This window comes from Pseudomonas sp. RIT288 (assembly GCF_000631985.1).
Taxonomy (GTDB): domain Bacteria; phylum Pseudomonadota; class Gammaproteobacteria; order Pseudomonadales; family Pseudomonadaceae; genus Aquipseudomonas.
This window is the reverse complement of sequence record NZ_JFYN01000012.1, coordinates 631,027-652,526: the sequence shown is the minus strand read 5'-3', so window position 1 is coordinate 652,526 and position 21,500 is coordinate 631,027. Positions and strand designations below refer to the sequence as shown.

At 61.0% G+C, this 21,500-nt stretch carries 22 protein-coding genes; 10 read left to right on the top strand and 12 right to left on the bottom strand.

What is annotated here, in order from left to right; all coding sequences use genetic code 11:
* Positions 1-37 precede the first annotated feature (37 nt).
* The 3 genes from BW33_RS14575 to BW33_RS14565 form a co-directional block, all read right to left on the bottom strand.
* Positions 38-1,060, bottom strand: coding sequence for a PDDEXK nuclease domain-containing protein (locus tag BW33_RS14575; protein WP_047599714.1), 1,023 nt, complete (start codon positions 1,058-1,060; stop codon positions 38-40).
* Between the two features lie 182 nt (positions 1,061-1,242).
* Positions 1,243-2,667 carry a sensor histidine kinase gene (locus BW33_RS14570; RefSeq protein ID WP_047599713.1) on the bottom strand — a complete coding sequence of 475 codons (1,425 nt, stop codon included), beginning with the start codon at positions 2,665-2,667 and terminating at the stop codon, positions 1,243-1,245.
* Positions 2,654-3,376, bottom strand: coding sequence for a response regulator transcription factor (locus tag BW33_RS14565; protein WP_047599712.1), 723 nt, complete (start codon positions 3,374-3,376; stop codon positions 2,654-2,656). The genes BW33_RS14570 and BW33_RS14565 overlap by 14 nt, the downstream gene beginning before the upstream one ends.
* 217 nt (positions 3,377-3,593) lie before the next feature.
* On the opposite strand from BW33_RS14565, the gene BW33_RS14560 reads away from it, so the two are divergent.
* Both BW33_RS14560 and BW33_RS14555 read left to right on the top strand, forming a co-directional pair.
* Positions 3,594-6,347, top strand: coding sequence for a response regulator (locus BW33_RS14560; protein WP_047599740.1), 2,754 nt, complete (start codon positions 3,594-3,596; stop codon positions 6,345-6,347).
* Between the two features lie 83 nt (positions 6,348-6,430).
* The gene (locus BW33_RS14555) at positions 6,431-7,420 is read left to right on the top strand and encodes a 2-hydroxyacid dehydrogenase (RefSeq protein ID WP_047599711.1); all 990 of its coding nucleotides are present in this window, start codon (positions 6,431-6,433) and stop codon (positions 7,418-7,420) included.
* A gap of 12 nt (positions 7,421-7,432) precedes the next feature.
* Here the strand turns inward: BW33_RS14555 and BW33_RS14550 are convergent, their stop codons facing one another.
* Positions 7,433-7,870 carry a hypothetical protein gene (locus BW33_RS14550; RefSeq protein ID WP_047599710.1) on the bottom strand — a complete coding sequence of 146 codons (438 nt, stop codon included), beginning with the start codon at positions 7,868-7,870 and terminating at the stop codon, positions 7,433-7,435.
* Between the two features lie 132 nt (positions 7,871-8,002).
* On the opposite strand from BW33_RS14550, the gene BW33_RS14545 reads away from it, so the two are divergent.
* Positions 8,003-8,437, top strand: a complete 435-nt coding sequence (locus BW33_RS14545; RefSeq protein ID WP_047599709.1) for a hypothetical protein — start codon at positions 8,003-8,005, stop codon at positions 8,435-8,437.
* Positions 8,437-8,841: an META domain-containing protein gene (locus tag BW33_RS14540; RefSeq protein ID WP_047599708.1), complete on the top strand. Its 405-nt coding sequence runs from the start codon at positions 8,437-8,439 to the stop codon at positions 8,839-8,841. The genes BW33_RS14545 and BW33_RS14540 overlap by 1 nt, the downstream gene beginning before the upstream one ends.
* Before the next feature lie 253 nt (positions 8,842-9,094).
* On the opposite strand, the gene BW33_RS14535 is transcribed toward BW33_RS14540, so the two are convergent.
* A complete protein-coding gene (locus BW33_RS14535; protein ID WP_047599707.1) occupies positions 9,095-9,562 on the bottom strand; it encodes a TlpA disulfide reductase family protein in 468 nt (155 codons plus the stop codon).
* Positions 9,563-9,676: 114 nt separating this feature from the next.
* Between BW33_RS14535 and arsC the strand changes: the two genes are divergently transcribed.
* Genes arsC through BW33_RS14520 form a run of 3 tightly spaced genes read left to right on the top strand, consistent with a single transcriptional unit; the run spans position 9,677 to position 11,050 of the window.
* Positions 9,677-10,030 carry an arsenate reductase (glutaredoxin) gene (arsC, locus tag BW33_RS14530; protein WP_047599706.1) on the top strand — a complete coding sequence of 118 codons (354 nt, stop codon included), beginning with the start codon at positions 9,677-9,679 and terminating at the stop codon, positions 10,028-10,030.
* Positions 10,027-10,623 (top strand): NAD(P)H:quinone oxidoreductase, encoded by a 597-nt coding sequence (wrbA, locus tag BW33_RS14525; RefSeq protein WP_047599705.1) that lies wholly within the window; start codon positions 10,027-10,029, stop codon positions 10,621-10,623. The genes arsC and wrbA overlap by 4 nt, the downstream gene beginning before the upstream one ends.
* A gap of 1 nt (position 10,624) precedes the next feature.
* On the top strand, positions 10,625-11,050 hold the full coding sequence (locus tag BW33_RS14520) for a DUF2069 domain-containing protein (RefSeq protein WP_047599704.1): 426 nt from the start codon (positions 10,625-10,627) through the stop codon (positions 11,048-11,050).
* An 87-nt stretch (positions 11,051-11,137) separates the two neighbouring features.
* Here the strand turns inward: BW33_RS14520 and BW33_RS14515 are convergent, their stop codons facing one another.
* A complete protein-coding gene (locus BW33_RS14515) occupies positions 11,138-11,812 on the bottom strand; it encodes a DNA-3-methyladenine glycosylase I (protein ID WP_047599703.1) in 675 nt (224 codons plus the stop codon).
* A 133-nt stretch (positions 11,813-11,945) separates the two neighbouring features.
* Positions 11,946-12,770 (bottom strand): tRNA 2-thiocytidine(32) synthetase TtcA, encoded by an 825-nt coding sequence (gene ttcA, locus BW33_RS14510; protein ID WP_047599702.1) that lies wholly within the window; start codon positions 12,768-12,770, stop codon positions 11,946-11,948.
* Between the two features lie 352 nt (positions 12,771-13,122).
* Here ttcA and BW33_RS14505 point away from each other — a divergent pair, with 352 nt between their 5' ends.
* Both BW33_RS14505 and BW33_RS14500 read left to right on the top strand, forming a co-directional pair.
* Positions 13,123-13,725, top strand: a complete 603-nt coding sequence (locus BW33_RS14505) for a Yip1 family protein (RefSeq protein WP_047599701.1) — start codon at positions 13,123-13,125, stop codon at positions 13,723-13,725.
* A 148-nt stretch (positions 13,726-13,873) separates the two neighbouring features.
* Complete coding sequence (locus tag BW33_RS14500) at positions 13,874-14,368, top strand: SprT family zinc-dependent metalloprotease (RefSeq protein WP_003227192.1); 495 nt, start codon at positions 13,874-13,876, stop codon at positions 14,366-14,368.
* A gap of 110 nt (positions 14,369-14,478) precedes the next feature.
* Here the strand turns inward: BW33_RS14500 and BW33_RS14495 are convergent, their stop codons facing one another.
* A complete protein-coding gene (locus BW33_RS14495) occupies positions 14,479-15,660 on the bottom strand; it encodes a CaiB/BaiF CoA transferase family protein (protein ID WP_047599700.1) in 1,182 nt (393 codons plus the stop codon).
* 256 nt (positions 15,661-15,916) lie between these two features.
* Positions 15,917-17,251: a dicarboxylate/amino acid:cation symporter gene (locus BW33_RS14490; RefSeq protein WP_047599699.1), complete on the bottom strand. Its 1,335-nt coding sequence runs from the start codon at positions 17,249-17,251 to the stop codon at positions 15,917-15,919.
* Between the two features lie 351 nt (positions 17,252-17,602).
* On the opposite strand from BW33_RS14490, the gene BW33_RS14485 reads away from it, so the two are divergent.
* A complete protein-coding gene (locus BW33_RS14485; RefSeq protein ID WP_047599698.1) occupies positions 17,603-18,601 on the top strand; it encodes an AraC family transcriptional regulator in 999 nt (332 codons plus the stop codon).
* Between the two features lie 111 nt (positions 18,602-18,712).
* On the opposite strand, the gene BW33_RS14480 is transcribed toward BW33_RS14485, so the two are convergent.
* The 3 genes from BW33_RS14480 to BW33_RS14470 all read right to left on the bottom strand — a co-directional run bounded on the left by BW33_RS14480 (position 18,713) and on the right by BW33_RS14470 (position 21,490).
* The gene (locus BW33_RS14480; RefSeq protein ID WP_047599697.1) at positions 18,713-20,059 is read right to left on the bottom strand and encodes an ATP-binding protein; all 1,347 of its coding nucleotides are present in this window, start codon (positions 20,057-20,059) and stop codon (positions 18,713-18,715) included.
* Positions 20,056-20,733, bottom strand: a complete 678-nt coding sequence (locus BW33_RS14475; RefSeq protein ID WP_027612288.1) for a response regulator transcription factor — start codon at positions 20,731-20,733, stop codon at positions 20,056-20,058. Before BW33_RS14475 ends, BW33_RS14480 begins: the two co-directional genes overlap by 4 nt.
* 151 nt (positions 20,734-20,884) lie before the next feature.
* Positions 20,885-21,490, bottom strand: coding sequence for a membrane protein (locus BW33_RS14470; RefSeq protein WP_047599696.1), 606 nt, complete (start codon positions 21,488-21,490; stop codon positions 20,885-20,887).
* Positions 21,491-21,500 lie beyond the last annotated feature (10 nt).

Below are 21,500 nucleotides of genomic sequence, written 5' to 3'. Positions count from 1 at the left end.
GTGCGGTGCTTATGGTTTCTGGGAATAAGCAGATGACTCAGCCTTCCTCTTCCCCTGCGACATTCATGGCATAGAACTCGTGCAATTTGGCTTGCAGCAATTGTTTGTCTGGCAACTGCACCTGATATTCCGCGATCAGCGCCGCAGACAAGCTGCGGTTGAGGGCGTACTCGACGACCTCGTCCTCCTTGCTGGCGCAAAGTAATACGCCGATGGCCGGATTCTCGTGAGGTTTGCGAACACCGCGATCCAGCGCTTCAAGGTAGAAATTCAGCTTGCCCAGATATTCAGGTTCAAAACGTCCGACCTTGAGCTCGATGGCGACAAGACAGTTGAGCCCACGATGGAAGAACAGCAGATCAAGGGCGAAATCACGGCCGCCAACTTGTACCGGATACTCCGAGCCGACGAAGCAGAAATCGCGCCCCAACTCGATCAGAAACTCCTTCAGTCGCCCCAGCAAACCTTGATGCAGATCGGTTTCGGCGTGTACGCCGGGCAGATCGAGAAATTCGACCATGTAGGCGTCACGGAAAATCTCGAGCGCAGCGGGATGTGTCTGTTTGAGTACAGCAGAAGTCTTTGCGGGCTGGGTGATGCTGCGTTCGAAGAGCGCAGCCTTGAGCTGGCGTTCGAGTTCGCGCTTTGACCACTTTTCCTGAATCGCCATGCGCAGATAGAACTCGCGCTCTTCCGGGTGTTTGCTTTGACTCAGAATGATCATGTTATGAGTCCAAGGCAATTGTCTCACCAGTGGTGAGACAATTGAGTCGCTGCGGTATGTATCGTAGAACTGGCGCATGCGAAACAGGTTTGGCCGGGTAAACCCGCGCAACCCCGGCTGTGTCTCGGTCAGATGTTTAGCTAACTGACTGATAACCGAATCGCCCCACTCAGCCATCTCCATCTTGCGGCTGATGTAACCCCCCACCTGCCAGTACAACTCGATCAACTGCGTATTTACTGCCTGCACGGCTTGCTGCCTGGCGCTCTGAATCAGCGCCAGTACTTCATTGAACCGGTTATCGGAGGTATTGCCGGGGATGTCGGTTGTAATCATGACCAGTTCCTTGAGGACGAGCGGAGCCCCGAGAATAAACGGTCAAGGACGGGTGAAAACGTCGATAAACTCCTTTAGGAAAGGTCGTACAAAAATACGAGAACCCTCCCGCACTGGCTGACAGCGGTGAAGCGAAATTCCCCATCGCAAGCAAGCTCACTCCTACAGGTGGCGTTTGCTATTCATACAATCTGCGGACGACCCACATCCACTGTGGGAGCAAGCCTGCTCGCGATAGCTTCAGTCGACGCGACACCATCATCCGCCACCAAGCGCAAATTCAGCCGCAACCCCGCCCCGGCATTCTCCGCCCACAACATCCCACCCTGCCGTTGCACCGCATTCCTCGCAATGCTCAGCCCCAGTCCAAACCCGCCATCCCCCGGACGTGAGCCGTCGAGGCGGGTGAAGGGCAAGAAGATCCGTTGCAGATCGCCCTCGGCCACACCGCCGCCCTGATCCTCCAGCCACAAATGCCAGTGATCGCCGTCACGCCGCCCATCGAGGCGCACGATGCCGCCCTCGGGCGAATGACGAATGGCGTTGCGCAGAATGTTTTCCAGCGCTTGCGCCAGGGTGTTGAGATTGCCGCGCACCCAGCACGACGACGGTACCGCACACTGCAATTGCAGGCTCGGCCAGCCGCTTTCATAACAGGCATTGTCGGTGAGCATTTCCCACAGCGCCTGAATCTGGATCGCCTCGTTCGGCAGCGGCGCACGCTCGGTGTCGAGCCACGCCAGTTGCAGGGTGTCTTCCACCAGCCGTTGCATGCCGTCGACTTCACGGCCGATGCGCTCGCGCAGTTGCCGCAGATCCTGCTCGCTTTCACTGGCCACCCGCAGACGACTCAGCGGCGTACGCAGTTCATGGGACAGGTCGCGCAGCAGCTGCTGTTGCAGGGCGACCGTGGATTGCAGGCGTTCGGCCATTGAATCGAAAGCCCGCGCCAGCTCGCCGAGTTCGTCCGGGCGCTGAGTGATACCGCTCGACAGACGCACATTCAATTGGTCGGCGCGCCAGGCGTTGGCCTGCTCGCGCAAATTGTTCAGCGGCACCACCAGCAAGCGATACAGGCCGACACATAGCAACAAAGTGAACAGCCCCGGAATCACCCCGTTGGTGATCACCCGCCAGAACATCCGGTATTTCCCCGGCAGGAAGCGCTCGGGCAACTCGATCACCAGACTGCCGGCAGACGGATTCTGCGGAAACGGTACGCGCAGCCATGGCCGGCCTTGCTTGTGGATCGGCCAGTCGAGGCCGCGCAGAAAGGTCAGGTGCTGGATTTCCTGTTCATTCAACGGATCGCTGCTCAACGACTGCAGATTGCGATCGATCACCCCGACCCAGGCGGCCTCGCGCAACTCCATGCTCTGCAACCAGTTATCGACCCCGTCACGCTCACCACGCTGCCATGCCCGTTCGGCTTCGCCGGCATAGCGGCTCAGCGTGCCGCGCGCCTCGTCGGAGAGGAACTGGTTGCGCTCTTCCATGTAGCGGCCCCACGACCAACTGAGCCAGATCATCAGCAGACAGAACGCTACCAGCAGACACGCCAGTTTCCAGAACAGCGAATGCCGCCCCGGCAGGTCAGAGACTTTCATCGGGCGCACTCAGCACATAACCCTTGCCCCACACCGTGCGCACTTCCCGTTCGGCGTAACCGATGGCTTTGAGTTTGCGGCGGATCTGGCTGATGTGCATGTCGAGACTGCGGTCGTGGGCCGCGTAGCCGCGCTGCAAAACGTGCTGATAAAGGAAGGCCTTGCTCAGCACTTCTTCGTCGTTGCGATTGAGGGTTTCCAGCAAGCGATATTCGCTGCGGGTCAGGCCGGCGGCTTGCTGGTTATAGAAGACCTCGCATTGCTCATCGTCGAAGCGCAGCGCGCCGTGGATCGCAGCCGGTGCAATCGCTGCCGGGCGCCGATCCAGCGCCACCCGGCGCAGGATCGCCTCGATGCGCACATGCAACTCGGCCATGCTGAACGGCTTGGGCAGGTAATCATCGGCGCCCAGACGAAAGCCGCTGATGCGATCGGCCTCGGCGCCCAGCGCCGACATCAGCAACACCGGCGTCGAATGGCTCTGGCGCAATTGCGTCAGCACCTTCAGGCCATCGAGTCCCGGCAACAGAATGTCCATCAGCACCACGTCGAACGGCTGGTGACGCGCGATGTTCAGCCCCTCCTGACCGTTCTGGCACCAGGTCACCGCAAAGCCGCTACGGCCCAGATGTTCGTGAACGTAGGCGCCCAGCACCGGGTCGTCCTCGATGGCAAGAATGCGTGGCAGGTCGGCGGAAACAGGAGTCATGAGTATCTGCAAATAATTCTCAGTTGGCCGATTATTCAAGATTGCCCGCCATCGGGCAACCCAAGGTTGACCGGCCGGACAAACGAACCGCGCCCTGCTGACCGATGCCGAGATGATTTTTACGAAGATTGCCTGCCTGCAAATCGCTACACTGCGCCAATGTCGCGTGCCGGACGCACGTGCGAGTCAACAGTTCAGCGGGATGCAGGAGATGGGTGTGCTCAAGAAACTGGGAATCAAAGGTCGCGTATTGTTGCTGACCCTGTTGCCGACCAGCCTGATGGCGTTGGTCCTCGGGGGCTATTTCACCTGGATGCAACAATCCGACCTGCAGACCCAATTGATGCAGCGCGGTGAAATGATCGCCGAGCAACTGGCGCCGCTGGTGGCGCCCGCCATGGGCCAAGGCAACACCGATCTGCTGGAACGCATTGCCACTCAGTCTCTCGAACAGCCTGACGTGCGCGCCGTCACCTTCCTCGCCCCCGACCGCACACCGCTGGCGCACGCCGGCCCGACCATGCTCAATCAGGCGCCCAGCGGCGACAGTGCGCAACTGCAACGACGCAGCGGCAATGACGCTACCCGTTACCTGATGCCGGTGTTCGGCAAGCATCGCAACCTCGCCGGCGACGTGATTCCGCAAGAGTCCGAGCGCCTGCTCGGCTGGGTCGAACTGGAGCTGTCGCACAACGGCATGCTGCTGCGCGGTTATCGCAGCCTGTTTGCCAGCCTGCTGCTGATTGCCGCGGGCCTTGCCGGCGCGGCCCTGCTCGCATTGCGCATGGGCCGCACCATCAACCGCCCGCTGAGCCAGATCAAACACGCGGTCGCCCAGCTCAAGGACGGTCATCTGGAAACCCGCCTGCCACCGCTCGGCAGTCAGGAGCTGGACGAGTTGGCCTCGGGCATCAACCGCATGGCCGGCACGCTGCAGAATGCCCGCGAAGAATTGCAGCACAGTGTCGATCAGGCCACCGAAGACGTGCGGCAGAATCTGGAAACCATCGAGATCCAGAACATCGAACTGGACCTGGCGCGCAAAGAGGCACTGGAAGCGAGCCGGATCAAATCCGAGTTCCTCGCCAACATGAGCCACGAGATCCGCACGCCGCTCAACGGCATTCTCGGTTTCACGCATCTGTTGCAGAAAAGCGAGCTGACCCCGCGCCAGCTCGACTATCTGGGCACCATCGAAAAGTCCGCCGACAGCCTGCTCGGGATCATCAACGAGATCCTCGATTTCTCGAAGATCGAGGCCGGCAAACTGGTGCTCGACCATATCCCGTTCAACCTGCGCGACCTGTTGCAGGACACCCTGACCATCCTGGCCCCGGCGGCTCACGCCAAGCAATTGGAGCTGGTGAGTCTGGTCTATCGCGACACCCCGCTGTCACTGGTCGGCGACCCGCTGCGCTTGAAGCAGATCCTCACCAACCTGGTCAGCAACGCGATCAAGTTCACCCGCGAAGGCACCATCGTCGCCCGCGCCATGCTTGAAGAGGAACACGAAGACAGCGTGCAATTGCGCATCAGCATTCAGGACACCGGCATCGGCCTGTCGAGTCAGGATGTGCGCGCGTTGTTCCAAGCCTTCAGTCAGGCCGACAACTCGCTGTCGCGCCAGCCCGGCGGCACCGGTCTGGGTCTGGTGATTTCCAAGCGCCTGATCGAACAGATGGGCGGCGAAATCGGCGTCGACAGCACCCCGGGCGAAGGCTCGGAATTCTGGATCAGCCTGAGCCTGCCGAAAGCCCGCGACGACACCGAAGACCTGCCGGCCCCGCCGCTGCTCGGACGGCGCGTGGCGGTGCTGGAAAGTCACGAACTGGCGCGTCAGGCGCTGCAGCATCAACTGGAAGACTGCGGCCTCGACGTCACGCCGTTCAATACGCTGGAGAGCCTGACCAACGGCGTCACTGGCGCGCACCAGACCGATCAGGCCATCGACCTTGCGGTGCTCGGTATCACCAGCAACGACATGCTCCCGGAACGCCTGAACCAGCATATCTGGGATCTGGAACATCTGGGCTGCAAGGTGCTGGTGTTGTGCCCGACCACCGAGCAGACGCTGTTCCATCTCTCGGTGCCCAACCCGCACAGTCAGCTCCAGGCGAAACCGGCCTGCACGCGCAAATTGCGTCGGGCGCTGGCGGATCTGGCCAACCCGCGCCAGCCGCGCAACGAGCCGGGCGAACCGCTGTCGAGCCGCGCGCCGAAAGTGCTGTGCGTCGACGACAACCCGGCCAACCTGTTGCTGGTGCAGACTCTGCTCGAAGACATGGGCGCCAAGGTGCTTGCGGTGGAAAGCGGCTATGCGGCGGTCAAAGCGGTGCAGAGCGAATCCTTCGATCTGGTGTTGATGGACGTGCAGATGCCGGGCATGGACGGACGCCAGACCACCGAAACCATCCGCCAGTGGGAAAGCGAACGGCATTGCACGCCGCTGCCGATCGTCGCCCTCACCGCCCACGCCATGGCCAACGAAAAACGCGCCCTGTTGCAAAGCGGCATGGATGACTACCTGACCAAACCGATCAGCGAACGGCAACTGGCGCAAGTGGTGCTGAAATGGACCGGTCTGGCCTTGCGCAATCAGGGGACGGAGCGGGCCAGCGACAGCGCCGCGGGCAGCAGCGAACTGCCGGTGCTCGACCACGAGGAAGGCCTGCGTCTGGCTGCTGGAAAAGCAGACCTGGCGGCGGACATGCTGGCCATGCTGCTCGCCTCGCTGGAAGCCGACCGCGAAGCGATTCGCGCCGCCAGCGAAGCCCGTGACCAGAACGCATTGATCGAGCGCGTGCATCGCCTGCACGGCGCGACCCGATATTGTGGCGTGCCGCAATTGCGCGCGGCCTGTCAGCGCAGTGAAACCCTGCTCAAACAGGGCGATCCGAAAGCAGTGGTGGCGCTGGAAGAACTGGAGCGGGCGATCAATCGCCTCGCGACCCAAGCCAGGATCAGCGCCTGATCCACGGCAATGCCGGCAGCGGCATCCGCCGTTAAAGTGGTGGCCGTCAACGCTGACTCGCCACCCCGCTCCAGGAGGAATTCATGCGCACGCTCGTTTTCAGCAGCCAGACCTACGACCGCGACAGCTTCCTCGCTGCCGCCTGCCCGACCGGGATGGAACTGCACTTTCAGCCGGCCCGGCTCAGTCTCGACACCGCTGCCCTGGCCGATCAGCATGAGGTGGTCTGCGCCTTCATCAACGATGACCTCAGTGCACCGGTGCTGGAGCGCCTCGCCGCCGGTGGCACGCGGCTGATCGCCCTGCGTTCGGCGGGCTACAACCATGTCGACCTGCTCGCCGCAAAACGCCTCGGACTGGCCGTGGTGCGGGTCCCGGCCTACTCGCCGCATGCGGTGGCCGAGCATGCGGTGGCGTTGATTCTGGCGCTTAACCGACGCCTGCACCGCGCCTACAACCGCACCCGCGAAGGCGATTTCACCCTGCACGGCCTGACCGGTTTCGATCTGGTGGGCAAGACGGTCGGGATTGTCGGCACCGGGCAGATCGGCGCGACGTTCGCGAAAATCATGCACGGTTTCGGCTGTCAGTTGCTGGCCTACGATCCGTACCCGAACCCTGAGGTGGTGGCCTTGGGCGCACGTTACCTGAGCCTGCCAGAACTGCTCGCGCAGTCGCGAATCATCAGCCTGCACTGCCCGCTCAACGCCCAGAGCAAACACTTGATCAACCGCGAATCACTGGCGCACCTGCAACCCGGGGCGATGCTGATCAACACCGGACGCGGCGGTCTGGTGGACACGCCGGCGCTGATCGACGCCCTGAAGGACGGTCAACTGGGCTATCTGGGACTGGATGTGTATGAAGAGGAGGCGCAGCTGTTTTTCGAGGATCGCAGCGATTTGCCGTTGCAGGACGACGTGCTGGCGCGGCTGCTGACCTTCCCGAACGTGATCATCACCGCGCATCAGGCGTTTCTGACCCATGAGGCGCTGGGCGCGATTGCCGCGACCACCCTGCACAACATCGCGACCTGGGCCGCAGGCGCGCCGCAGAACCAGGTCGAAGGTTGAAGGCCTGCCGGTTTACTTCGGCGACAGCGACGAAGCCAGGATCAACAGCGCCAGCCAGCCAAAACCGAAAAAGCGCTGCTTCATCGAGTGGCCGTTACGCAGCAGGAACCAGACAAAGACCATCGGCAACAGAAACACCATGATCTTCAACCAGCCTTCCACCGGACGCGAACCGTCGGCGTTGGCTTGAGGTTGAGGTGCGGGTTCCGGTTGCCGACGGCGGCGACCGACCGCCGCCGGTGAAACTCGCGGCGCGGGCTCAGGGGCGGCTGGCGGGATAAACGCCTCGGGCACCGATTTGTTGCGCGGCAGGCTGCCAAATGAAATCGTCGCGGCGGCTTGCGCCGGTGTGTGCTCGTGCTGCTGCGCCATCGGAGCACCACAATGAATGCACGCCTTTGCTTCCGAGCTGATGCTCCGCTTGCATTCATAACATTCGATCAGCGCCATGTCCGTTCCCTCAGAGTGAAGGGCGGCAGTTTGCCATGAGCGCCAGCCGATTTGAACCGGATCGAAGGTCGCACACGTACGCCATCCTGCAATCAAGCCCGTGCTAGCATGTCGCGCAGATTTGGAGGACCCATGGTCGAACACGATTTCCGCTATACCCTGATGAACCCGCAACATACCCTGACCGAATGCCGCGCCCTCGTACCGGGCCGCTATCAGGTCACCGGCAACGGTGGCTCGATCCGCAACGGTGACGTCCTGTTGGTCACCCTCAAAGGCAGCAAGGACTTGTCCATGCGCCTGACCGTCGACTCCGTGCGCCACCTGATCAATCCGCCGGGCCAATGGACCGCGATGACCACCGGCCCGGTATTCGGCGAACTGGCGATCCACACCTGGCAGGTCAACTGTGACAGCTGCGCCAAAGAGCTGAACTTCGAGTTCGCCGTGGACGCGAAGCTGGGCAAGATCGCCGAGAAACCGGCCGCCACGGCGCGCATCGCCGAGCTGGGCTGGAAAGCCGTCGGCGACAAGCATCTGTGCCCGAAATGCCAGGAGCCTGCGTGATGAAACGCCTTGCCCTGCCGCTGCTGGTCGGTGCCGCTCTGGTGGGCTGCGCCGCAGAGCCTGTGCAATTGCAGCAGAACCGCAGCTACATTCTGGAGTGGATCGGCGAGCGGCCATTGATGGATTACAGCCATCTGACCGTGACCCTCGGTGACGATGGCCGCGCGTATGGCAATGGCGGCTGCAACCACTGGTTCGCGCCTTACACACTTGACGGCGACAAGCTGAGCTTCGGCCCGATCGGCAAGACCCGCAAACTCTGCGCACCGGCGCTGATGGAGCAGGAACAACGTTTCCTGCAGGCGCTGCAAGGCGTCGAACGCTGGGACATCTCGCCGATCGAGCAGATGCGTTTCTGGCCGGCGCAAGGCAAGCCGCTGCGTTGGTGGCTGGAAGAGGGCTGATCGTTCAGCCGCAAAAAAGATCGCAGCCTGCGGCAGCTCCTACAAGGTTATGTGCCAACCTGTAGGAGCTGCCGAAGGCTGCGATCTTTTTTTGAACGCCATTTGACCGTGGCGAGGGAGCTTGCTCCCGCTCGGCTGCGCAGCAGTCGAAAAATCGTTAACCGCGCGTTGCCGGAGACACGAGTCAGCAGGGTTTGGGGCCGCTTCGCGGCCCAGCGGGAGCAAGCTCCCTCGCCACAAAAGTCCATTCAACTCACTTTGTCGCCTGCAACGCCTCCAGCTTGGCCATCACCCCCGCCGCCGTCTGCTCGCCCATCAACTGCTCACGCACCTTGCCCTTGTTGTCGATGATGTAGGTCACCGGCAAGGCCTCACTGCGCGGCAGGTCGAACAGGTCCGCCGGATCCTGCGCCAGCACGGTGAACTTGATGCCCAGCTTCTCGCTGGCAGACTTCAGATCTTCGCCCTGCACGTTGTCGAAGTTGACCCCGAACACACCGACGTTCTTGCTCTTGAGTTCGTCCGCCAGATGATTGAGCTCAGGAATTTCCGTGCGGCACGGGCCGCACCATTCGGCCCAGTAATTGATGACTACCCATTGCTTGTCCAGACGCTCGGACGCGACCTTCTGACCGTTCTGGTCAATGCCGTAGTCATTGCCGCAGCCCCCCAGCATCAACGCCCCGATCATCGTCAATGCCGCTGCCAATCGCCGTGTCATGTCATGTTCCCTGGTCAAAAATTGAAGGCGCCTGCGACCCATCGCCTCTGAAGGTTCTGGATTGCGCGCTGCACAGTTAGAATAGCCGCCACTTTACGCCAGAAGCGACCCGCCATGACCGATCTGACGCTTTATCACAATCCGCGCTGCTCGAAATCCCGCGGCGCCCTGGAACTTCTTGAGGCCCGTGGCCTGACCCCGAACGTGGTGCGTTACCTGGAAACGCCGCTGGACGCCGCGCAGATCAAGGCCTTGCTCGGCAAACTGGGGATCACCGCACGGCAACTGCTGCGCAGCGGAGAAGATGAATACAAAATGCTTCAGCTGGCCGACAGCAGCCTCAGCGAAGCGCAACTGATCGCCGCCATCGCCGCACACCCGAAACTGATGGAGCGGCCGATTCTCGAAGTCGGTGACAAAGCCGTTATCGGTCGCCCACCGGAGCAGATTCTGGAGTTGTTGCCGTGAGCGCGCCGTACATTCTGGTTCTGTATTACAGCCGCAACGGTTCGACCAACGAAATGGCCCGACAGATTGCCCGCGGTGTCGAACAGGCCGGCCTCGAAGCGCGCCTGCGTACCGTGCCGGCAATCTCCGCCGAGTGTGAAGCAGTGGCCCCGGACATCCCGGAAGAAGGTGCGCTCTACGCTACCCTCGATGACTTGAAAAACTGCGCCGGCCTCGCCCTTGGCAGCCCGACGCGTTTCGGCAACATGGCCGCGCCGCTCAAGTACTTTCTCGACGGCACCAGCAACCTGTGGCTGACCGGCGCGCTGGTCGGCAAACCGGCCGGTGTGTTCACCTCCACCGCCAGCCTGCACGGCGGTCAGGAAACCACCCTGCTGTCGATGATGCTGCCGCTGTTGCACCACGGCATGCTGATCACCGGCCTGCCGTACAGCGAGTCGGCGCTGCTGGAAACCCAGGGCGGCGGCACGCCGTATGGCGCCAGTCACCATGCCGGGGCCGATGGCAAAAAAGGCCTCGACCAGCACGAGATGGCGCTGTGTCGCGCACTCGGCGCACGCTTGGCGAAAACCGCGCAAAAACTGGAGAGCTGACATGGCCCGGAAGCCGAAAGTCCTGCCCAGCGTTGATTGGCTGGAGCCGCGTGTACGGGCGATGCGGGTGATCAGCCTGCTGTGCTTCTTCGGCCTGGCAGGATTGCTGGCGGCTTATTACCTGGTGTTCGCCGACCTGCATGGCGCCCGACCTTGGGTGATTCTGTTGGTCGAGCTGATCCCGTGGCTGATCCTCGCGCCGGGCATGCTGATGGGCAACGCGCGTGCGCACTCGTGGATGTGCTTTGTGGTGAATCTGTATTTCATCAAGGGCGCATTGGCAGCGTATGACCCCAACCGGCAACTGTTTGGCGTGCTGGAGATGGCCGCGAGCCTGGCGCTGTTCTGCTCGGCGCTGCTGTATGTGCGGTGGCGGTATCAGTTGAATCGCAAGCTGGCTGGCGAGGGTGAAATCAGCGTCGCCTGATAGAAAAAGATCGCAGCCTTCGGCAGCTCCTACAGGGGAACGCATTCCAAATGTAGGAGCTGCCGAAGGCTGCGATCTTTTAGCGATTCAATGATTGACGGTGTAAGCCAGCATCATCGAAATCTGGCTCATTGGCCGCCCGCCACTCTGTTCATGCCACTGATTGAACGCGTTCTGCACAATCGCCAGATCGCGCAGACTGGTCGGCACCTTGTCGACGATCTTCTGTGCATTCAGCGCGGCGACCACGTCGTAACTCGGCACAAAGGTGTCCTTGCCGACCATGCGCAAGAAGCGTGGCGCCGACAGCCCGCCCAACTGACTCCCGTGCTTTTTCAGGTAGGTCCAGAGACCGACGATATCGGTCACCGGCCAGTCGGCGATCAGCGCGCCGAAACTGCCCTTGTCCTTTTCCACATCGAGGATGAACTGTGCATTGCGCGGCACGCTCTTGAGCTTGCCCAGGTGGCGGATGATTCGCGCGTCCTGCATCAGGCGCTCGAGGTGTTCGGCGCTCATCAGCACGACTTTTTCCGGGTCGAACTTGAAAAACACTTCTTCGAAGGCCGGCCACTTGGCGTCCACCAGGCTGTGCTTGAGCCCGGCACGAAACACGCGCAGGGCCATGGTCGAGAGGTAACGATCGTCGCTGATCTTGCGCAATTGCGTCGGGGTCTTGGGAACGGGCAGATGGGCTTCCAGTTCAGCCGCCGAACCGAAGCGGTTCAGACAGTATTCGTGCAGCCACTTGTAATCGCGCATGCCCTCTCCTATTGAATAAAACGAAAAACCCATGTGGGAGCGAGCCTGCTCGCGAAGACGGAGTGTCAGTCAACAAATCAGTTAAATGACACACCGCTTTCGCGAGCAGGCTCGCTCCCACATTTGAAGGTGTTTACAAATTAACGACGTTGACGAAGCGCGAAGCCGCGGTCTCGTCGATCTTCAGGCTGGTGAAGTCGAACAGATTGCGGTCGGCCAGTTGCGACGGCACCACGTTCTGCAGACTGCGGAAGATGCTTTCAGTTCGACCCGGAGTCTTGCGCTCCCAGTCCTGAAGCATTTCCTTGACCACCTGACGCTGCAGGTTTTCCTGCGAACCGCAGAGGTTGCAAGGGATGATCGGGAATGCCTTGAAGTCCGAGTAGGCCTGGATGTCTTTCTCGTTGCAGTAGGCCAGCGGACGGATCACCACGTTGCGCCCGTCATCGGCGCGCAGCTTCGGCGGCATTGCCTTGAGGGTGCCGTTGAAGAACATGTTGAGGAAGAACGTCTCGACGATGTCGTCACGGTGGTGACCGAGGGCCATCTTGGTCGCACCGATTTCGTCGGCAAAGGTATACAGCGTGCCGCGACGCAGGCGCGAGCACAGCGAACAAGTGGTCTTGCCTTCCGGCACCAGCTCCTTGACCACCGAGTAGGTGTCCTTCTCGACGATGTGGTACTCGACGCCCAGCTCTTTCAGGTAGGCCGGCAGCACGTGCTCGGGGAAACCCGGCTGCTTCTGATCCATGTTCACGGCAACGATGTCGAACTTGATCGGTGCAACCTTCTGCAGGTGCAGCAGCACGTCGAGCATGGTGTAGCTGTCCTTGCCCCCGGACAGGCAGACCATGACCTTGTCGCCGTCTTCGATCATGTTGAAATCGGCGACCGCTTCGCCGGCCAGGCGGCGCAGGCGCTTTTGCAGTTTGTTCTGGTTGACCGTAAGAGTGCCCATGACGCGAAATCCGTGAGGTGTGACGAAAGGCGGGCATTTTACGCAAAAACCCACCGGCGGCGCAGCATCCTGACGGACGCACCCTGTAGGAGCTGCCGAAGGCTGCGATCTTTTGATTGTAAAAAACCAGGATCAAAAGATCGCAGCCTTCGGCAACTCCTACAGATATAACTGCGATTAACCCACCTGTTTACAGCGCGATTTGCTCTAAGCCCCTAGTCCCTGTGCGGTTAAGACCTTTCTATACTGCGACATAAGGTCGCACACATCTGAAGACCTGAATTTGCTCGGCCACCTTGGCCCGTAGGCGCTCCGCTGGGGGGCGATGGCAATTACAAGAGGAGTGACTGGCATGATCCATCACGTAGTGGGACTTTTTACCCACCCCGATCAGGAATGGAAGGAAATCCGTGGCGACCAAGAGGAAAGCATCAGCCACATGTACCTGACGCACACGCTGATCCTGGCGGCAATTCCGGCCGTTTCGGCGTTTATCGGCACCACGCAGGTCGGCTGGGTGATCGGCAACCGCGCGCCGGTGATGCTGACCTTTGAAAGCGCACTGTGGATGACCGTGATGTCGTACCTGGCGATGCTCGGCGGGGTCGCGGTGATGGGCGCCTTTGTGCACTGGATGGCCCGCACCTACGACGCCAACCCGAGCCTGGCCCGTTGCGTGGCTTTTGCCACCTACACCGCGACACCGTTGTTCGTCGGCGGGCTGGCGGCGCTGTATCCACACATGTGGCTGGGAATGATCGTCGGCACGGCAGCCATCTGCTACACGGTGTATCTGCTGTACGTGGGGCTGCCGACGTTCATGAACATTCCGTCGGACGAGGGTTTTCTGTTTTCCAGCTCGGTACTGGCGGTGGGTCTGGTGGTGCTGGTCGCCATCATGGCGTTCACCGTGATTGTCTGGGGCCTCGGCGTGGGGCCGGTGTATACCAACTGACAGTCTTCACCCCCGAGAAAAACAAGATCTGCCAATACAGGCCGCCGCAAGGCGGCCTTCTCGTTTGGCGGATGACCATTCGGCAGGTCAGCGATTCGCAAGTCCTGGAGGTTGCGGCATACTCGACGCCTCTGGAGATCCATCAAGCATGCCCGAGCAACTCAATACCCGCGTCGAAGACTGTTACCAACTCGCTGAAGCCTTTTTCAAACGTCATTTCCAACGCCCGGTCGTCAGCCTCAAGCTGCGCGGGCAAAAAGCCGGAGTCGCGCATCTGCACGAGAACCTGCTGCGCTTCAACCCGCAGCTGTACCGGGAAAACACCGAACACTTCCTCAAGCAGACCGTGGCCCACGAAGTCGCGCACCTGATCGCCCATCAACTGTTCGGCGACCGCATCCAGCCGCACGGCGAGGAGTGGCAACTGATCATGCGCGGGGTTTACGAGTTGCCGCCGGATCGTTGCCATACCTACGCAATCAAACGCCGCAGCGTGACCCGCTACATCTACAAATGCCCATGCGCCGACAGTGATTTCCCGTTTTCGGCGCAGCGCCATAGCCTGGTGCGGCAGGGCCGACGGTATTTGTGCCGGCGCTGCCGCAACACCTTGGTGTTCAGTGGTGAGATGCGGGTGGAATAGTCGTTTTTTGTATTGTCCCGACTGGCCCCATCGCGAGCAGGCTCACTCCTACAATTGAAAGCGTTCCACCTGTAGGAGTGAGCCTGCTCGCGATGAGGCCCAGCCAGGCGCTAGAGAATTACCTTGGCCGCCCGCAATTGAGCAATCCGCTCAGCATCAAACCCCAACTCCCCCAACACCTGCTCCGTATGCTGCCCCAACCCCGCCCCAACATGCCGCGGCGCCGGCAGCGCCTCAGAGAATTTCAACGGACAGCCGATCTGCGCCTGACTGGAGCCGTCTCCACGCGGCACCTGGGTCACCAGTTCACGCGCCAGCAACTGCGGATGCTGCACCGCCTCGCTCAGGTTCAATACCGGTTCGACACAGGCATCGACCCCGGCAAACAACTCGCACAACTCGGCAAAATCGTGCCTCTCGAATTCAACTTTCAGCGCATCCTTCAATAACCGCTGCTGCTCGGGCTCGGGTGACAAGCCCTGCGCCGCCAGCTCCGGCCGGCCCAACGCCGTACACAGTTGCTGCATGAACCCCGGTTCCAGACTGCCCACCGACAACCAGCGCCCGTCGCGCGAGCGGTAGTAGTCATAGAAGCTGCCGCCATTGAGCATCTGCTCTTCCCAGTGCGGCTCCTCGCCACAGGCCAGATACCCGGCACCGGCCATGGCGTTCAGGCTGAAGGCGCAATCGGTCATGCTCACGTCCAGATGCGTGCCCTGCCCGGTCTGCTGCCGGGCGATGACCGCCGCCAGCAGGCCGATCACCCCGTGCAGCGAGCCGCCAGCGATATCCGCCACCTGCATGCCCAGCGGCAACGGCCCGCTGTCAGCGCGACCGGTGTAACTGGAAAGACCGGCCAGTGCGAGGTAGTTGATGTCATGCCCGGCGCGATCCTTGTACGGCCCGGTCTGGCCGTAGCCGGTGATAGACACGTAAATCAGCTTCGGGTTGATCGCCTTCAACGCTTCGTAACCCAGGCCCAGACGCTCCATCACACCGGGACGGAACTGCTCAAGGATGATGTCGTAGTCGGCCAGCAACTGCCTGATCACCTCCAGCGCTTCCGGCTGTTTGAGATCCAGCGCCAGACTGCGCTTGTTGCGGTTGAGGTAAGCGTGGCTGGCCGACATGCCCTGATCGTGCGGCGGCAGCACCCGCAACAGGTCCATGCGCGTGGGCGACTCGATGCGCAGCACTTCGGCGCCCATGTCCGCCAGCAACAGCGAGGCGAACGGCCCCGGCAGCAAGGTCGAAAAATCCAGAATCTTCAGTGAGGCCAGCGGCGCAGACATGGGCGATCTCCTTGGGCGATGCACCCAGCCTAGGCAGCACTGCCGCGCACGGCAATCACCGGATGCATCAGCGGCAGTGACCGTAATGCTCAAATCGCAGGCAATAAAAAACCTGCCAAGGCAGGTTCTTCAGTGCCTGTGTGGCGAGGGAGCTTGCTCCCGCCGGGGCGCAAACGGCCCCGCTCTTCAAAGAGGGGCCTGCTGCGCAGTCCAGCGGGAGCAAGCTCCCTCGCCACAAGGTATTACCAAATTGCAGTTACTTGACGTTGCTCGGGGTCGGGCCTTCAGCCACACCCAGGTCATCTTCTTCACGCTCATCGGAGATACCGCGACCGCCAGAAGCCAGCTCGGCTTGCAGCACGTCGGTGTCCAGCTCTTTCACCCACTTGGCAACCACGATGGTCGCGACGGCGTTGCCGACCAGGTTGGTCAGAGCGCGTGCTTCGGACATGAAGCGGTCGATACCGAGGATCAGCGCCAGACCGGCCACCGGCAGGTGGCCTACCGCCGACAGGGTGGCCGCCAGCACGATGAAGCCCGAACCGGTCACACCGGCAGCGCCTTTGGAGGACAGCAGCAGCACCAGCAGCAGAGTGATCTGGTGAGTGATGTCCATGTGGGTGTCGGTCGCCTGAGCGATAAACACAGCCGCCATGGTCAGGTAGATCGACGTACCGTCGAGGTTGAATGAGTAACCGGTCGGGATCACCAGACCCACAACAGATTTTTTCGCACCCAGGCGCTCCATCTTGATCAGCATGCGCGGAAGAGCGGACTCGGACGAGGAAGTACCCAGCACGATCAGCAGCTCTTCACGGATGTAGCGCACCAGCTTCAGTACGCTGAAACCGTGCGCACGGCAGATCGCGCCCAGCACCACCACCACGAACAGCACGCAGGTAATGTAGAAGCAGATCATCAACTGACCCAACTGCACCAGCGAGCCGACACCGTAGGCACCGATGGTGAACGCCATGGCACCGAACGCACCCAGTGGCGCCAGTTTCATGATCATGTTGATGATGTTGAACATCACGTGGGCAAAGCGATCGATCAGGTCCAGCAGCGGTCGGCCGTAGGAGCCCAGGCGATGCAAGGCATAACCGAAGATCACCGAGAACATCAGCACTTGCAGGATATCGCCGGTGGCGAATGCTCCGACAATGGTGTTCGGGATCACGTTAAGCAGGAAGCCGACGATGCTCTGGTCTTTACTGGCCGTTACATACGTGGCGATTTTCGAGGCGTCCAGGGTGCTCACGTCGATGTGCATGCCGGCGCCCGGTTGCACGACGTTGACCACGACCAGACCGATCAGCAAGGCGATGGTGGAAACGATTTCGAAGTACAGCAGCGCGTAGCCGCCAGTCTTGCCCACCGATTTCATGTTCTGCATGCCGGCGATGCCGCTGACAACGGTACAGAAAATGATCGGGGCGATGACCATTTTGATCAGTTTGATGAACCCGTCACCCAGTGGCTTGAGGGCCACACCGGTCTGTGGGTAGAAGTGACCGAGCAGGATGCCGATGGCGATGGCAACGATCACCTGGAAGTACAGGGATTTGTAGAGTGGCTGACGAGTCGTCATTGCAAATTTCCTCAAGAGTCCCACGGGCAACATCCATCTGTTGTCCGCAAAACCTTAAATTGCGAACCCTCCTGCACTGGAGGGATTTGTTGTTGGAACGGCGTTTTTCCTGGCGGATAAACGCACGCTTCTATCGCTCTTATCGCAAACGTCGTGCCACTTTGGTGCAATTCGCTGCAAGCCTTTTGATATCAGGGGATGCAGAGTATTTTTTGTCACTGCCCGGTGACGCCAGTGTGGCGGATTTCCGCCAACTCAGCGGATCTCGTCCTACAATTTGGCGGAAATCCGCCTTGTTACCCTGCGCATGCCCCGGCTACCATCCGGCGCCTGAGGAAGGATCTGCCGCTTATGCGCGAACGTACCATCGCCAGTCATTTCGCCCGGGCCGCCCTCGGTGGCGCACGCCGTTCGGGGTTCGACTATTCGCCACTGCTGCAGCAACTGGGGATCAGCCCCGAGTTGCTCGATGAACCACGGGCGCGGATTGCCCCGGAGCAATTCACCCAACTGATCCAGAGCCTGTGGCTGGCGCTGGATGACGAATACCTGGGCTTTGGCAGCGCGCCGAGCAAACCCGGCAGCTTCGCGATGATGTGCCATGCGCTGATCCACTGCCGCAATCTGGAGAAGGCACTGCAACGCGGTTTATTGTTTTATAGCCTATTCCCCGAGGCCCCGCGCCTGAGCCTGAGTCGCGAAGGCGAATGGGTGCGCCTGAGCCTCGATGATGCGCAGTTATGGGACCCGGATCACTTTCTCAGCGAGAGCCTGCTGGTGATCTGGCATCGCCTCGGCAGTTGGCTGATCGGCCAGCGGATTCGTCTGGAGCAGGCCACCTTCAGTTATCCGAAACCGGCGCACGGTGCCGAGTACGATCTGCTGTTCCCTTGCCCGCTGGTGTTTTGCGCCGAGCAAAGCAGCCTGTTGTTTCACAGCCGCTATCTGTCGATGCCGCTGCTGCAGGACGAACGCACCCTCAAGCACTTTCTCGAACGCTCGCCCGCCGACCTGCTGTCGCGCCCGGACGACGGCGACAGCCTCAGCAGTCGCCTGCGCCGCTTGCTCAGCCGCGACAGCGCGCAGTGGCCAGACCTCGAAGCCGTGGCCGCGCACCTGCACATCAGCCCGCAAACCCTGCGTCGGCATTTGCGTGAGGAAGGCACCAGTTTTCAGGAATTGAAGGATCAGTTGCGCCGCGACATCGCGATTTATCACCTGGGCCGGGCGGATCTGTCGTTGCAACAGATTGCCGAGCAGTTGGGGTTTTCCGAGCCGTCGGCGTTTCACCGGGCGTTCAAGAAATGGACGGGGCTGACACCGGGGGCGTATCGGGCGCAGGAGCAGTAAGACCCGCGGTGAACTGACTTGCGCTATCGCGAGCAGGCTCACTCCTGCATTTGAAATGCATTCCCCTTGCAGGAGTGAGCCTGCTCGCGATGACGTCAGAACAGCCAACACCTAAACCGCAGGAAACTGAATCCTGAACGCCGCCCCGCCCATCGGCGAATCCCCGAGCATCAGCTTGGCGTTGTAGCTCTCGATGATGTCCTTGACCACCGCCAGGCCGATACCCTGCCCCGGATGCTGGCGATCCAGACGCTCACCACGCTCGAGAATCCGCGCGCGCTGATTCGGCGGCACACCGGGGCCGTCGTCTTCGATGCACAGCTCGATGCCGGCGAGGGTCTCGCGCACGCTGATGCGCACTTCGCCCAGGCACAGGCGATAGGCGTTTTCCAGCAGGTTGCCCATCATTTCCAGCAGCGCGCCCTGCTCGATCGGCACATAGCATTGTTCCGGTAGATCGAACGCCACTCGAACGTGTTTGTCGCGGTAAACCTTGTCCAGCGTGTCGCACAGGCTCTGGAGCACCGGTTGCAGCCGCACCTGATGGCGCACCAGACCGCTTTTGCGCAGGCTGGCCCGTTGCAATTGATAGCTGATCTGCTGACTCATGCGTTCGATCTGGGTTTGCAGCACCCAAGCCTGATCGCGATCTTCCGGGCGTTGCGCCATGTCTTCACTGACCCCTTGCAGTACCGCCAACGGGGTTTTCAGGCTGTGCGCCAGATCATCGAGGGAGTCACGATAGCGGCTGCGCTGCTGGCGTTCGCTGTGCAGCAGACGGTTGAGCGAGCCGGTCAGGCGCAACAGTTCGCGCGGGTGCTGTTCGGTGAGACTTTCGCGGGTGCCACTTTCGATTTCGTCGAGTTCCTGACTCAGCCGACGCAGCGCCTTGAGGCCCCAGGTCAAGCCGATCCACAACAGCGCCAGCAACACCAGCAAGGCGGCGCCGAAGCCCAGATAGAGATTTTCGCGCAGGCCTTCAAGGGTGTTTTCGTACTCACGCACTGGTTGCAGGGCGACGATACTGAACGCGGCACTTTTACCGCCGAGCAGTTTGACTTCGACGTCGTAGACGAAGAACTCCTGGCCGTTACTCTCGCGGATCCGCGCGAACTCGTTGCCCATGCCGTCATAACGCGGCTTGTAGTTGATCTGCTCTTCCTGCGTGCCTTTCGAGCGCCAGACCAGTTTGCCCTGACGGTCGTAGATGTAGCCGAGCAAGCGGTTGTCGGTGAGATTGAAACGCTCATCCGGCAACTGCGCCGGCATCACCAGTTGGCCACTGTCGACGCGTGCCGCCGAGATCAGCGTGGTGACGTCCGACGCCAGCCGCTGCTCGATCGAGTCCTGCAGCGCCAGGCTGAACGCGCCCTGCATGGCCGGGAGCAAGCCGAGCATGAACAACACCGCCAACGTGGTGGCAGCGAGCATCAAACGAACGCGTAGAGAACGAATCAAGTGCAGCGCTCATTGAACAGGTAGCCGAGACCGCGGACGGTGTCGATCGGCTTGAACCCGCCCGGCCCTTCGAGCTTGCGGCGCAGACGGCCGACCAGCACTTCGATCACGTTCGGATCGCGCTCGTCGTCATCCGGATAGAGCTGCTCCATCAGGCGATCCTTGGGCACCACTTGCTGGTGGTGGCGCATCAGGTATTCGAGGATGCGGTATTCATAGGCGGTCAGCGCCAGCGGCTCTTCATCCAGCGACGCCTGCTTGCGATTGAGGTCCAGCAACAACGGCCCGGCGACGATGGTCGATTGGGTGAAGCCGCTGGAGCGGCGCAACAAGGCATTGAGTCGTGCATCGAGTTCTTCGAACTGGAATGGCTTGACCACGTAGTCGTCGGCGCCGGCAGCCAGGCCTTCGACCTTGTCCTGCCAGTTGCCACGCGCGGTGAGGATCAGGATCGGAAAGGTCTTGCCGCTCGAACGCAACTGCCGGATCAGATCCAGACCGCCCATGCCCGGCAGACCGAGGTCGATCACCGCCAGATCGAAGTTGAACTGTCCGGTCTGGTACAGCGCCTCTTCGGCATTGGCCACGGACTCGACCACGTGACCGCTCTCCGTCAGGCGGGTTTGCAGGTGATGGCGCAACAGCGCTTCATCTTCGACGACCAACAGTTTCATAACGCTCTCCCGGGCAAATCAAAAATCTCCAGACAACCCTCTGTGGGCGCTAGCCTGCTGGCGATAGCGCCCTGACAGTCGACTGGAGGGTCGGCTGCCAAATCGCAATCGCCAGCAGGCTGGCTCCCACAGGGTACTGATGCGAACCGCCTTAGAAAGCGTAGTTCGCCGACAGGTAAGTCTGGGCGCTGCTGGTCAAGTCCAGCGAGCCTTGCTTGCTGCCACCGCTCTCTTTCATTTCGGTGCTGGCGTTGCTCATCAGGTAACGGTAACCGAGTTCCACCGAAACGTTCTGCGCCACTTGTTGCAGCACACCGAATTGGCCGCCGACGGCGTAACCGATGTCGCTGTCGCGGCTGTAGCCAGGTGAATCCTGAGTCAGCTTGGTCAAACCGGCCGTTGCGCCACCGAACAACCTGGTGCTGCCGCCCACTGGGTAGAACAGATCGTAGCTGCCCAGCAGGTTTTCCTGGCGCAGTTTAATACCATTGTGCGAACCGGACACGTTGTCGTAAGTGGCGTAGTAGCGACCTTGCGAATTTTGCTGACCGAGGCGCACACCGTAGGTGTTGTTGCCGTCGATTGCGCCGCTGGCGTCCGGGTGCCCGAGGTTATCGTTCAGCGCATGGGACTTTTTGACTTTGTCGCTGGTCTGGCCAAAGGTCAGGCCGGCGAAGTTGCTGGTGTCATCGGCATGTGCCGCAAGGCTGGAGCCCAACAAGGTAAAAGCCAGCAGCAGTTTGTTTAGACGATTCATCGCGTTTCCT

Coding starts and splice junctions, on each gene's coding strand:
- BW33_RS14565 (WP_047599712.1), bottom strand. CDS start 3,376: ATGACTCCTGTTTCCGCCGACCTGCCACGCATTCTTGCCATCGAGGAC.
- BW33_RS14535 (WP_047599707.1), bottom strand. CDS start 9,562: ATGACACGGCGATTGGCAGCGGCATTGACGATGATCGGGGCGTTGATG.
- BW33_RS14515 (WP_047599703.1), bottom strand. CDS start 11,812: ATGCGCGATTACAAGTGGCTGCACGAATACTGTCTGAACCGCTTCGGT.
- BW33_RS14550 (WP_047599710.1), bottom strand. CDS start 7,870: ATGGCGCTGATCGAATGTTATGAATGCAAGCGGAGCATCAGCTCGGAA.
- BW33_RS14485 (WP_047599698.1), top strand. CDS start 17,603: ATGCGCGAACGTACCATCGCCAGTCATTTCGCCCGGGCCGCCCTCGGT.
- BW33_RS14545 (WP_047599709.1), top strand. CDS start 8,003: ATGGTCGAACACGATTTCCGCTATACCCTGATGAACCCGCAACATACC.
- BW33_RS14575 (WP_047599714.1), bottom strand. CDS start 1,060: ATGATTACAACCGACATCCCCGGCAATACCTCCGATAACCGGTTCAAT.
- BW33_RS14495 (WP_047599700.1), bottom strand. CDS start 15,660: ATGTCTGCGCCGCTGGCCTCACTGAAGATTCTGGATTTTTCGACCTTG.
- BW33_RS14475 (WP_027612288.1), bottom strand. CDS start 20,733: ATGAAACTGTTGGTCGTCGAAGATGAAGCGCTGTTGCGCCATCACCTG.
- BW33_RS14540 (WP_047599708.1), top strand. CDS start 8,437: ATGAAACGCCTTGCCCTGCCGCTGCTGGTCGGTGCCGCTCTGGTGGGC.
- BW33_RS14500 (WP_003227192.1), top strand. CDS start 13,874: ATGCCCGAGCAACTCAATACCCGCGTCGAAGACTGTTACCAACTCGCT.
- BW33_RS14470 (WP_047599696.1), bottom strand. CDS start 21,490: ATGAATCGTCTAAACAAACTGCTGCTGGCTTTTACCTTGTTGGGCTCC.
- BW33_RS14520 (WP_047599704.1), top strand. CDS start 10,625: ATGGCCCGGAAGCCGAAAGTCCTGCCCAGCGTTGATTGGCTGGAGCCG.
- ttcA (WP_047599702.1), bottom strand. CDS start 12,770: ATGGGCACTCTTACGGTCAACCAGAACAAACTGCAAAAGCGCCTGCGC.
- BW33_RS14555 (WP_047599711.1), top strand. CDS start 6,431: ATGCGCACGCTCGTTTTCAGCAGCCAGACCTACGACCGCGACAGCTTC.
- arsC (WP_047599706.1), top strand. CDS start 9,677: ATGACCGATCTGACGCTTTATCACAATCCGCGCTGCTCGAAATCCCGC.
- BW33_RS14505 (WP_047599701.1), top strand. CDS start 13,123: ATGATCCATCACGTAGTGGGACTTTTTACCCACCCCGATCAGGAATGG.
- BW33_RS14490 (WP_047599699.1), bottom strand. CDS start 17,251: ATGACGACTCGTCAGCCACTCTACAAATCCCTGTACTTCCAGGTGATC.
- BW33_RS14570 (WP_047599713.1), bottom strand. CDS start 2,667: ATGAAAGTCTCTGACCTGCCGGGGCGGCATTCGCTGTTCTGGAAACTG.